We start from the raw sequence: 12,045 nt of genomic DNA, 5'->3' as shown, positions 1-12,045 counted from the left end.
GGCTCGGCGGCGGGGGCGGCGTTCAATTTCGCCAGCGCCCGCACGGCGCTTTTCAGCAAGCCCAAAAGCCAGCTATAACCCATTGATTGTATTGACTTAAATACTGGGTTTTAATCACCCGGTGTGGTACACTTGCGTGATGCATTTTCCGCTTGTCGCCCGCGCCTGTCCTGGGCCGTGGTGGGGGCCCCGTACAACCAGCCTGGAAGCCGTTTGATGGCAGAATTCGGTAACGAAATCATTCGCGTCAACATTGAAGACGAGATGCGGCAGAGCTACCTCGATTACGCCATGAGCGTGATCGTTGGCCGAGCCCTCCCCGATGTCCGCGATGGCTTGAAGCCGGTTCACCGGCGCGTCCTTTTCGCCATGAACGAACTGGGCAACGCCTGGAACAAGCCCTACAAGAAATCGGCCCGCGTGGTCGGCGACGTCATCGGTAAATACCATCCGCACGGCGACGCGTCGGTCTACGACGCCATCGTCCGCATGGCCCAGCCGTTCTCGCTGCGTTACATGCTGGTCGATGGCCAGGGCAACTTCGGTTCGGTCGATGGCGACAACGCCGCGGCCATGCGATACACCGAGGTGCGCATGTCGCGCCTCACCCACGAACTCCTGGCCGACATCGACAAGGACACCGTCGATTTCGGTCCCAACTACGACGAAAGCGAGCACGAGCCGCTGGTACTGCCGGCGCGCGTGCCCACCCTGTTGGTGAACGGCTCGTCGGGCATCGCCGTGGGCATGGCCACCAACATCCCGCCGCACAACCTCACCGAAGTCATCAACGCCACCATCGGCCTCATCGACGACCCCTCGCTGGGCATCGACGACCTCATGAAATTCATCCCGGGCCCCGATTTCCCCACCGCCGGCATCATCAACGGCGCCGCGGGCATCGTCGAGGCCTACCGCACTGGCCGTGGCCGTGTGCTGGTGCGCGCGAAGGCGGACATCGAGACCGAGGCCAACGGCCGCGAGACGATCATCGTCCACGAGCTGCCCTACCAGGTGAACAAGGCGCGCCTGATCGAGAAGATCGCCGAGCTGGTGAAGGAAAAGAAGCTCGAGGGCATCAGCGAACTGCGCGACGAGTCCGACAAGGACGGCATGCGCGTGGTCATCGAGATCCGCCGCGATGCCATGGGCGACGTGGTGCTCAACAACCTGTTCCAGCAGACACAGCTGCAGGTCACGTTCGGCATCAACATGGTGGCCTTGCTCGATGGCCAGCCGCGCCTGTTGAACCTCAAGGACATCATCGAAGCCTTCATCCGCCATCGCCGTGAAGTGGTCACGCGCCGCACCATCTTCGAACTGCGCAAGGCGCGTGCCCGCGCCCATATCCTGGAAGGCCTCACGGTTGCGTTGGCCAACATCGATGCGATGATCGAACTCATCCGCAGTTCCGCGTCGCCGGCCGAGGCGCGCGAGCGCATGGTTGCCCGCAAGTGGGATCCAGGCATGGTGCATACCATGCTTACCGCCGCAGGCGCGGAGAGCTCCCGTCCGGAAGACATGGACCCGCGCGACGGCCTGAAGGACGACGGCTACCAGCTGTCCGAAGTGCAGGCCAACGAGATCCTGGCCATGCGCCTGCATCGCCTTACCGGCCTGGAGCAGGAAAAACTCTCCGACGAATACCGCCAGGTGATGGAAGCCATCGGCAAGCTCATCGATATCCTGGAGCGCCCTGAACGCCTGCTGGAAGTGATCCGCGGCGAACTGGAATCCATCCGCGAGGAATACGGCGATGAGCGCCGCACGCAGATCCAGCATTCGCAGGAAGATCTCAACGTCCTGGACCTCATCGCCCCTGAAGACGTGGTGGTCACGCTGTCGCATTCCGGGTACGTCAAGCGCCAGTCGGCCAGCCTCTACCGTGCACAGCGCCGCGGTGGTCGCGGCCGCTCGGCTTCGGCGTTGAAGGACGAGGATTTCGTCGAGCAATTGTGGGTGGTCAACACCCACGACACGCTGCTTACGTTCACCAGCACCGGTCGTGTCTATTGGCTGAAGGTGTACCAGATGCCCGAAGCGGGCCCCGGTGCCCGCGGCAAACCCATCGTCAACCTGTTGCCGCTGGGTGAGGGTGAGAAGGTGCAGGCCGTGCTTCCGGTGCGCGAATACACCGAGGACCGCTTCGTCTTCTTCGCCACCCGCCAGGGTACGGTGAAGAAAACCCCGCTCACCGAATTTGCCTTCCAGCTGCAGAAGGGCAAGATCGCCGTCAACCTCGACGATGGCGACGCGCTGGTGAACGTGGCGCTGACCGATGGCAATAGCGATGTGCTGCTGTTCGCTTCCAACGGCAAGACGGTACGCTTCGACGAAGCCTCCGTGCGTTCGATGGGCCGTACCGCCACCGGCGTGCGCGGCATGCGCCTGACCGACGACAGCACCGTGGTATCGCTGATCGTCGCGCAGGAAGGTGACATCCTCACCGCCACCGAACGGGGCTATGGCAAGCGTACGGAGTTGGCCGAATTCCCGAAGAAGGGCCGCGGCACCCAGGGCGTGATCGGCATCCAGTGTTCCGAACGCAACGGCGGCCTGGTCGCGGCGGTGCAGGTCACCGACGCCCACGAACTCATGCTTATTTCCAACCAGGGCACCCTGGTGCGCACGCGCGTGGCCGAGGTATCGCAGCTGGGCCGCAATACCCAGGGCGTCACCCTGATCAAGCTGCCGTCGGACGAAAACCTGGTGAGCGTGGTCCGGCTCGATGCCGAGGAAGAGAATGGCGAGTTGCCCGATGAAGGTGAAGAACCGTCACCGAATGCACCTGGCAGCGACGAACTCCAATAACGGATGAGCGCAACCGACAAGGCGCGCGGAGCCATTGCGCGCCTTGTCCCGCTCCGGCCAATGCCTTGAATACGTTCAAGGTGGCATCATCTTGGGCTGCATACTGGCGACGGGTGGATCGCCGTGACATTCGTGGGAGCGAAGGTGGAGTTCAAGGATTACTACAAAGTGCTCGGGGTCGAGCCAGACGCCAGCGACGCCGACATCAAGGCGGCGTATCGCAAGCTTGCGCGCAAATACCACCCCGACCGCAGCAAGGAACCGAACGCCGAGGAACAATTCAAGGCGATCAACGAGGCCAACGAGGCGCTGAAAGACCCGGAGAAGCGCCGGGCTTACGATCAGGTTCGCGCCGGCGGCTACCGTCCGGGCGAACAGTTCCGGCCACCGCCGGGCTGGGGCCAGCAGGGCCAGGGTTTTGACTTCGGCGACATGGGCGGCGCCGGCGGCGGGGATTTCAGCGACTTCTTCGAGAGTCTTTTCGGCCGCGGCCGGGGTGGCGGGGGCGCGCCGCAAGCCCGGCGCGGACGTGACATCCAGGCCCAGATCGACACCGACATCCAGACCGCCTTCAGCGGTGGCAAGACGCGCGTAGCGCTCAATGGCGCCTCCGGCGGCGACCGCGTGCTTGAAGTGCGGATCCCTGCCGGGATCCAGCCGGGGCAGGTGATCCGCCTGGCCGGCCAGGGACATCCGGGGTCCGGCGGCGGCCCGTCCGGCGATCTCCTGCTCGAAATCGGTATCAAGGCCGACACTCGCTTTCGGCTCGATGGCCGCACCGTGCATTCGACCCTCGCGATCGCACCCTGGGAGGCTTCCGAGGGCGCCACGGTAGCCGTACCTACCCTTGCCGGCAGCGTGGACCTGCGCATCCCGGCGGGCTCGCAGAGCGGTCGCAAGCTGCGGCTGAAGGGGCGCGGGATGCCCGGTGGCGCCCATCCGGGCGACCAGATCGTTACCCTGGAAGTGCGCGTGCCGGTGGCGGTGAATATCGAACAGAAGGCGGCTTTGCAGGCTTATCGCGAAGCGTTTGCCGACTTCGACCCCCGGGCCTGAGATACCGGCGAGAGGGTTGGGGGTCAGAGTAATTACCCTGACCCCTTCGGCACCGGTCACCCTGGCAGCAATTCCTTCAGGGTGGAAACCAGCTCTTCTTCCTTGATCGGCTTGACTACATAGGCCTTGGCGCCCTGGCGCATGCCCCAGACCTTGTCGGTGTCCTGGTCCTTGGTAGTGACCAGGACGATGGGAATGTGGGCCGTGGTCGGCTCCTTGGAGATGGTGCGCGTGGCCTGGAACCCGTTGAGGTTGGGCATGACGACATCCATCAGGATGAGGTCGGGGAGTTCGCGCTTGGCCGCTTCCACGCCGGCGGCGCCATCTTCGGCAGTGAGCGCCTCATGCCCGAGTTTCTCGACGATGCGCTTGATGCCAAGCAGTTGCGACGGCGAATCGTCGACGATCAGGATACGGGCCATGCATTTCCCCAGGGACGCTTGTTTTCCGGTGGACATCCGCGACTTCTTGCGGTCGGCCAGTCCGGTGGTGATTAGTAATTCCTGAGCATTCTACGGGTCGTGGCGGATTCATCAATCCTCAGCGACCCGCACCACGGTGCGACCGAAGGATTGGCCCTCCAGCATGCCCTCGAACACGCCCGGGAGCTCGTCCAGGGTGATTTCCCGGGTGACGATGGTTTCCAGGTGGGCTGGCTTCCAATCCTTGGCCAGGCGGCGCCAGATCTGCTGGCGGATGTCGCGGGCGGTCCCGGCCGACGCAATGCCCAGCAGGCTCACGCCGCGAATGATGAAGGGCATCACCGTGGTGGCGAGCGCGGGGCTGCCGGCCAGGCCGCAACTGGCGACATTGCCATACGGCGCGATCAACGGCAGCAAGCCGGACAGCATGTCGCCGCCGACGTTGTCCAGCGCACCGCCGAAGCGGCCTGAATCGAGCGGCTTGCCTGAAAACTGAAGGTGGTGGCGGTCGATGCACTGCGTGGCGCCGACACCCTTGAGAATATCGAAGCGATCGGGCTTGCCCGAGATCGCGTGCACTTCGAAACCCGCCCGGCTGAAGATGTCGATGGCCAGCATGCCCACGCCGCCGGTGGCACCGGTGATGGCGATCGGCCCCAGTGAGGGGGTCTGGCGGTTGTCGAGCATCCGCAGCAGCGAGAGCGCTGCGGTGAAGCCGGCGGTACCCAGGGCCATCGCTTCGCGGGCGGTTAGGCCATCGGGAAGCGGTACCGTCCATTGGGCGGGAAGCTTCACATATTCGCCGTAGCCGCCGTCGCGGGTTTCGGACAGCCCGCAGCCTGTGCACAGCACCGCATCGCCTTCCTGGAAAGCCGGATCGGTGGATGCCACTACGTGGCCGGCTACGTCGATGCCGCCATTCAAGGGAAATTGACGGAGTATCTTTCCCTTGCCGGTGCCCGCCAGCGCATCCTTGAAGTTCACCGACGACCATTGGACCTTGACCAGCACCTCGCCCTCGACGAGATCGGCGACCGAGATGTCGGTGAGGCCGGCGCGATAACCACTGGCGTCGTTGTTGATGCGGAATGCGCGGAATCTTTTCATCGTCACATGCCTTCAGGTGTTGTCGCCCGCTTCGCCAGGAAGCCACTTGGGCGTGTACACGGCTTCGTAGTTTTCCATCCAGGTGAACATGGCGCCGGCGTCCTCGCCGAACCAAAGCGACTGGCGCTGCTCCACGCGAACGAAACCTTCTTCCACCATGTGGTCGACGCCCTGTTCCAGCGGCGTGTAGAAACCGCGGGTGCCGAGGAAGGCGCAGGGATAGGTGTGCAGCCCCAGTTGCGCCCAGGTGAGCATTTCGAACATTTCATCCAGCGTGCCGAAGCCGCCGGGCAGGGCGACGAAGGCATCGGAAAGCTCATACATGCGTGTCTTGCGCTCGTGCATGGTTTCCACCACGTGCAACTCCGTAAGACCGGTATGACCCACTTCCTTGTCCATCAGGTGGCGTGGAATGACGCCGATGGCGCGGCCACCGGCCGCCAGCACGCCGTCGGCAACCTTGCCCATCAGGCCGACGCGTCCACCGCCGTACACCAGCGCCGTGCCTCGCCGGGCGATCATTTGCCCGAAGGTAAACGCGTGCTCGGCATATTCCGGCCGCGTGCCGGCGCTGGAGCCACAGTAGACGCATAGCGAAGCAATGGTACGCATGGACTGTCCTGGTCTTTGGAACGAAAAAGCCCGCTCATGTCGCCACGAGCGGGCTCAAAGGGTAGCGCCGGCGGCTCAGTTACCCTTGTGGATGGCGCGCTTGTCCACGGCCAGCGCCGCCTCGTGCACCGCTTCGGAAAGCGTCGGGTGCGCGTGGACGATACGGGCGAGGTCTTCGGAGGAGCCCTTGAACTCCATGGCCACCACGCATTCGGCGATCAACTCGGACACGCCCGGGCCCACCATGTGCACACCCAGGATGCGGTCGGTTTCGGCGTGGGCGAGCATCTTCACCTGGCCGATGGCTTCATTCATGGCCACGGCACGGCCGATGGCGGCGAACGGGAAGCTGCCGGAACGGTAGGGGATGCCTTCGTCTTTCAGCTGTTTTTCCGTCTTGCCGGCCCAGGCGATCTCGGGCTCGGTGTAGATCACCCAGGGGATGCTGTCGTAGTTGACGTGGCCTGACTTCCCGGCGATCCACTCGGCCACAGCCATGCCTTCCTCGAAGCCCTTGTGGGCCAGCATCGGGCCGCGCACGGCATCGCCCACGGCCCACACGCCATCGACCCCGGTGTGGCAGTGTTCGTCGACCTCAATGCGGCCGCGGTCGTCGATCTTCACCCCAACGTCGTCGGCCAGCAGGCCGTCGGTGTAGGCGCGGCGGCCCACGGCTACCAGCAGTTTGTCGACGACGAGGTCGTGGTCGCTGTCCTTGTCGTTGTAGGTGAGGTGGACTTCAGAGCCCTTGACCTCGGCTCTGGACAGCTTGGCGCCGAGCTTGATGTCCAGGCCGAGCTTTCCGAATTCCTTGAGGGCAACCTTGGCGATATCGGCATCGGCGACGCCGAGGAAATCCGGCAGCGCTTCGATCACCGTGACTTCGGCGCCAAGGCGACGCCACACGCTGCCCAGTTCCAGGCCGATCACGCCCGCACCGATCACGCCCATGCGCTTGGGCACTTCGGTGATGTCCAGCGCGCCGGCATTGTCGATGATGTACTTGTTGTCGAACCTGGCGAACGGCAGTTCGATGGGCACGGAACCTGACGCCAGCACGACGTTGGTGGCGCTGATGGTCTGCTTGGCGCCATCGTTGCCGGTGATCTCGACGTTGTTGCCCTTCAGCAGCTTGCCCTTGCCGAAGTAGCTGACGATCTTGTTGGCCTTGAACAACTGGGCCACGCCGCCGGTGAACTGCTTGACGATCTTGTCCTTGCGGCCAATGAAGGTGCCCAGGTCCACCTTGGCATTTTCAACGGTGATGCCGTGCACGGGCAGGTTGTGCGCGATGTTGTAGAACTGCTTGGATGAATCGAGCAATGCCTTGGAGGGGATGCAGCCTACATTGAGGCAGGTACCGCCCAGCGCGGCCTTGCCGTCCTTGCCGACGAAGGCATCGATCACGGCGGTTTTCAGGCCCAGCTGCGCGGCGCGGATCGCGGCGTGGTAACCGGCGGGGCCGCCGCCGATGACGATGACGTCGAATTTGTCGGTCATGACGCTATTAATCCTTTGGAGGGGGACGTTTGGGGTTTGGCCCGAACGGTTCTGCACTTGAAGTGGGGTGAAAGCTCGATTTTTAAAGGTTTTGGAGCGCCCTGGGCTTTGGCGCGGAAGCCGGCGCCAGGGCAACCCCTTTACCTATTTTGTTCGGGCGCCAAGGCGCCCGAACGCGCGCGCCTAGAGACCCAAAAGCATCCGCTGCGGATTCTCAAGCTGGTTCTTGATGTCCACCAGGAACAGCACGGCGTCGCGGCCATCGATGATGCGGTGGTCGTACGACAGCGCGATGTACATCATGGGTGCGGCGATCACCTGGCCGTTCTCTACGATGGCGCGTTCCTTGATCGTGTGCATGCCAAGGATGGCACTTTGCGGCGGGTTCACGATGGGCGTGGACAAGAGCGAACCGAAGGTGCCGCCGTTGGTGATGGTGAAGGTGCCGCCCTGGAGGTCGTCCAGGCCCAGCTTGCCGTCGCGTGCCTTCTTGGCGAAATTCATGATGCCCTTCTCGACGTCGACGAACGACATGTCCTGCACGTCGCGCAGCACCGGCGTCACCAGCCCCTTCTCGGTGGACACCGCGATGGAGATGTCCTGGTAGCCGTGGTAGATGATGTCGCTGCCGTCCACCGAGGCGTTGACGACCGGGTAGCGCTTGAGCGCTTCGGTGGCGGCCTTGACGAAGAAGCTCATGAAGCCGAGCTTCACGCCGTTGGCCTTCTCGAACGACTCGCCCAGTGTCTTGCGCAGCTTCACCACCTCGGCCAGGTTCACTTCGTTGAACGAGGTGAGCATGGCGATGGAGTTCTTCGACTGCATCAGGCGCTCGGCGATGCGCGAGCGAATGCGGGTCATCGCCACGCGCTCTTCCGGACGCGAACCCGGGGTGGGCTTGGCGGCGGGCGCCGACGGCGCTACAGCCGTACCGGACTTGGAATAGTTGACCAGGTCTTCCTTGGTGACGCGGCCATCGCGGCCGGTGCCTGGGACCTTGGAAGGGTCGATCTTCTCTTCCTCGGCGACGCGGCGGCCGGCGGGCGAGAGCTCTTCGGTGTTGCCGGCCTTGGCGGCGGGTGCGGCAGCCTTCTCGGCTTTTGGTGCCTCGGCCTTGGCGGGCGCGGTTTCTTTCGACGGCGCGGCGGACGCGCCTTCCTCGATCACGGCGATCAGCTGCTGGCTATTGACCGTGGAACCTTCCGCTTGCTTGATTTCCTTCAGCACGCCGTCGACGGGCGAGGGCACTTCCAGCACGACCTTGTCCGTTTCCAGGTCCACCAGGTTCTCGTCACGCTTGACGGCTTCACCCACTTTCTTGTGCCAGGTGGCGATAAGCGCGTCGGAGACCGACTCGGGCAGGACGGGGACTTTGACTTCGATGGACATGCTTGCCTTACTCCGCTGCGTGATCGGTGCCGACGGGCGCTACGAGCGCCTGTTCGACGAGGGCCGCCTGTTCGGCGACGTGGGTGTTCAAATGACCGGCGGCCGGTGCCGGTGAGCGTGCACGGCCGGCGTAGGAAAGGCTCTGCTTCGCATCGACGCAGGCCTGCAGGTGATGCCGGATCTGGAACCAGGCGCCCTGGTTCATGGGTTCTTCCTGGCACCAGATGACTTCCTTCGCACCGGTGTATTTCGCGAGCTCCGCGGATACTTCGACGCGCGGGAACGGATACAGCTGCTCGACGCGGACGATGGCGACGTCTTTCAGGCCGCGCTTGCCCGCTTCGTCGAGCAGGTCGTAATAGACCTTGCCCGAACACAGCACCACGCGCTTGACCTTCTTGTCGGTGAGTTTCTGCTGGTCGCCGATGACGAGCTGGTACTGGCCCGTGGCAAGGTCGTCCAGCGACGAAACCGCCAGCTTGTGGCGCAGCAGGGATTTTGGCGTCATCACGATCAGCGGCTTGCGCACCGGGCGCACCAGCTGGCGGCGGATCATGTGGAAGGCCTGGGCGGGCGTAGTGGGTACGCAGACCTGCATGTTCTCCATCGCGCAAAGCTGCAGGAAGCGCTCCAGGCGGGCCGAGGAATGCTCTGGACCCTGGCCTTCGTAGCCGTGGGGCAGGAACAGGGCCAGGGCGCACAGGCGGTTCCACTTCGCTTCGCCGGAGCTGATGAACTGGTCGATCACCACCTGCGCGCCATTGGCGAAATCGCCGAACTGGCCTTCCCAGATGCCCAGCTGATCCGGCGAGGTGGTGGCTTCGCCGTATTCGAAGGCCATCACGGCTTCTTCGGACAGCAGGGAATCGATCACATCCACCAGCGCACCCTTGCGCACTTTCGAGAGCGGCAGATAGGTGTTGTCTGAGTTCTGGTCGTGCAGCACCGCATGGCGGTGGAAGAAGGTGCCGCGGCCGGCGTCCTGGCCGACCAGGCGCAGGTCGTGGCCTTCGTCGACCAGGCTGGCGTAGGCCAGGTTCTCGGCGAAGCCCCAGTCGCCTGGGAGTTCACCCGCGGCCATCTTGCGGCGATCTTCATAGATCTTGGCCACGCGTGGGTGCAGGGTGATATCGGCGGGGATATCAAGGATCGTGGCGCTGAGTTCGGCCAGCTTCTTGCGGTTGACGCCGGTTTCGGCGGGCGTGGCAAGGGTGTTGCCGGCGAAGCGGGACCAGTCGACGGGAATGTCACGTTCGGGAGTTTCGTCCAGGGCGATCAATGAGCCACCGGCCTCCAGGCGCGCACGGTAGTCGTCGAGCATCTTCTGGCCATCGTCGGCGCCGATCACGCCGGCGCCGACCAGCCGCTGGGCGTAGAGGTCGCGGGCAGTGGCGCGCTTGCGGATCACCTGGTACATCAATGGCTGCGTGGCGGCGGGCTCGTCCGCCTCGTTGTGGCCATGGCGGCGGTAGCAGACCAGATCGATCACCACGTCTTTCTTGAATTCCTTGCGGAATTCGTAGGCCAGGCGGGTGACCTGCAGCACGGCTTCCGGATCGTCGCCGTTCACATGGAGCACCGGCGCATTGACCATCTTGGCAAGGTCGGTGCAGTACAGCGTGGAACGTGCATCCAGCGGGTTCGATGTGGTGAAGCCCACCTGGTTGTTGATCACGATGTGCAGCGTGCCGCCGATGGCGAAGCCGCGCGCCTGCGACATGTTCAACAGTTCCATGCCCACGCCCTGGCCGGCGAAAGCGGCATCGCCGTGCACAAGCACGGCCAGCGACTGGCGGCGTTCGGCATCGCGGCGGCGCGATTGGCGCGCGTGCACGGAACCGGCCACCACGGGGTTGACGATTTCCAGGTGCGACGGGTTGAAGGCCAGCGCCACGTGCACGCCACCCTTGGGCGTCTTGACGTCGGCGGAGAAACCCATGTGGTATTTAACGTCGCCGGAGTGATGCGGGTCGTCCGGATGGTCGAACTTGCCTTCGAATTCGTTGAAGAGCTGGTGCGGCGGCTTGCCCAGGATATTCACCAGCACGTTCAGGCGGCCGCGATGGGCCATGCCGATGATGATTTCGCGCATGCCGTTGTCGCCACCGGCGCGGACGACATCGTCGACCATGGGGATCAGGCTGTCGCCGCCTTCCAGCGAGAAACGCTTCTGGCCGACGTACTTGGTGTGCAGGTAGCGCTCAAGGCCCTCGGCGGCGGTGAGCGCCTCCAGGAGGCGGACCTTTTCCTTCTTGTCGAACCCGGCGTCGGCGTTGGCCTTTTCCAGCCGCGAGTAGATCCAGCGCCGCTGGTCGTGGTCGCTGATGTACATGAATTCGGCGCCGATGGTGCCGGTGTAGACCTTCTTCAGCCGCGCCAGCAGTTCACGCAACTTCAGGCGCTGACCGCCGCCGGCGTAGGTGCCGCAGTCGAATTCGGTGTCGAGGTCGGCTTCCGTGAGGCCATGGAAGGCCAGGCCCAGGTCCGGGGCGTCCATTTTGGTGGCAAGGCCGAGCGGGTCGAGGTCGGCGGCCAGGTGGCCACGGGAACGATAGGCGGTGAGCAGGCGGATGACGCCGGCCTGCTTGCGCGCATGGGCATCGTCGCCGGCGCTGACTGCGGGGGCCGCGACTGCGCGGCGCTGGCGCTGGGCTGCCTCGATGCGCGCGATGGCCGCGGAGTGGGGCTGGTCGCCGGCCTCACGGCCTTTGAACGCCTTGAAGTAACCGTTCCATTCGGCGGGGACGGAGGAAGGGTCCGCCAGCCAGAATTCGTACATTTGCTCGACGTAGTCGGCGTTACCGCCGGCGAGCTGGGAGGAATCGAAGAACTCGCGGATCAGGTTTGTGCTCACGTCACCACCGGCCAACACGACTAAAGATGTCCGCCAAGATAGCCGTGTGGGGCAGGCTGGCGGCATAAAGAATTCCTTAAGTATAGCCCCCCCTTGCTGCGCCGCGCCAACCTTGGGTCCCGGTCTACAGGTCGATCCGGCGCAGTTCCGCCGCCGGCTGGGAGCGTTCCCAAACGGCGTCGAAATGGGCCTGCAAACGGGCGCGTTCGCCCACGTCCCCGGGGGCCTCGCGGGTGTCGTGCCGCGAGGCTTCGGGCCTGAACAGAAGGCCACCAGCGTCGACCGCGGTGTAGG

Annotated in this window: 9 protein-coding genes; 2 read left to right on the top strand and 7 right to left on the bottom strand. The window is 64.2% G+C overall.

The genetic code is table 11. The features are described 5' to 3' along the window. Nucleotides 1-216 precede the first annotated feature (216 nt). Together gyrA and VK519_RS11440 are read left to right on the top strand one after the other, a co-directional pair. A complete protein-coding gene (gyrA, locus tag VK519_RS11445) occupies nt 217-2,811 on the top strand; it encodes a DNA gyrase subunit A (protein WP_324349903.1) in 2,595 nt (864 codons plus the stop codon). Nucleotides 2,812-2,955: 144 nt separating this feature from the next. Next, entirely contained in the window at nt 2,956-3,867 is a 912-nt protein-coding gene (locus VK519_RS11440; protein WP_324349905.1) for a DnaJ C-terminal domain-containing protein, read from the top strand. Between the two features lie 56 nt (nt 3,868-3,923). On the opposite strand, the gene pilH is transcribed toward VK519_RS11440, so the two are convergent. The 7 genes from pilH to VK519_RS17900 form a co-directional block, all read right to left on the bottom strand. After that, nucleotides 3,924-4,289, bottom strand: coding sequence for a twitching motility response regulator PilH (gene pilH, locus VK519_RS11435; protein ID WP_250622668.1), 366 nt, complete (start codon nt 4,287-4,289; stop codon nt 3,924-3,926). 111 nt (nt 4,290-4,400) lie between these two features. Further along, nucleotides 4,401-5,396 (bottom strand): YhdH/YhfP family quinone oxidoreductase, encoded by a 996-nt coding sequence (locus tag VK519_RS11430; protein WP_324349901.1) that lies wholly within the window; start codon nt 5,394-5,396, stop codon nt 4,401-4,403. Between the two features lie 12 nt (nt 5,397-5,408). Next, nucleotides 5,409-6,008 (bottom strand): LOG family protein, encoded by a 600-nt coding sequence (locus VK519_RS11425; RefSeq protein ID WP_324349899.1) that lies wholly within the window; start codon nt 6,006-6,008, stop codon nt 5,409-5,411. A gap of 75 nt (nt 6,009-6,083) precedes the next feature. Further along, nucleotides 6,084-7,508, bottom strand: coding sequence for a dihydrolipoyl dehydrogenase (lpdA, locus tag VK519_RS11420; protein WP_324349897.1), 1,425 nt, complete (start codon nt 7,506-7,508; stop codon nt 6,084-6,086). Nucleotides 7,509-7,691: 183 nt separating this feature from the next. After that, on the bottom strand, nt 7,692-8,897 hold the full coding sequence (odhB, locus tag VK519_RS11415; RefSeq protein ID WP_324349895.1) for a 2-oxoglutarate dehydrogenase complex dihydrolipoyllysine-residue succinyltransferase: 1,206 nt from the start codon (nt 8,895-8,897) through the stop codon (nt 7,692-7,694). Nucleotides 8,898-8,904: 7 nt separating this feature from the next. Then, nucleotides 8,905-11,751, bottom strand: a complete 2,847-nt coding sequence (locus VK519_RS11410; protein WP_324349893.1) for a 2-oxoglutarate dehydrogenase E1 component — start codon at nt 11,749-11,751, stop codon at nt 8,905-8,907. Between the two features lie 124 nt (nt 11,752-11,875). Continuing rightward, nucleotides 11,876-12,045 (bottom strand): DUF7931 domain-containing protein (locus VK519_RS17900; RefSeq protein ID WP_524538991.1); only part of this gene is annotated, 170 nt, incomplete at its 5' end.

The organism is Pinirhizobacter sp., from assembly GCF_035317885.1.
In the GTDB taxonomy this organism is placed as follows: domain Bacteria; phylum Pseudomonadota; class Gammaproteobacteria; order Xanthomonadales; family Rhodanobacteraceae; genus Pinirhizobacter.
The sequence above is the reverse complement of the archived record's forward strand: the minus strand, read 5'-3'. Positions and strand labels throughout refer to the sequence as shown.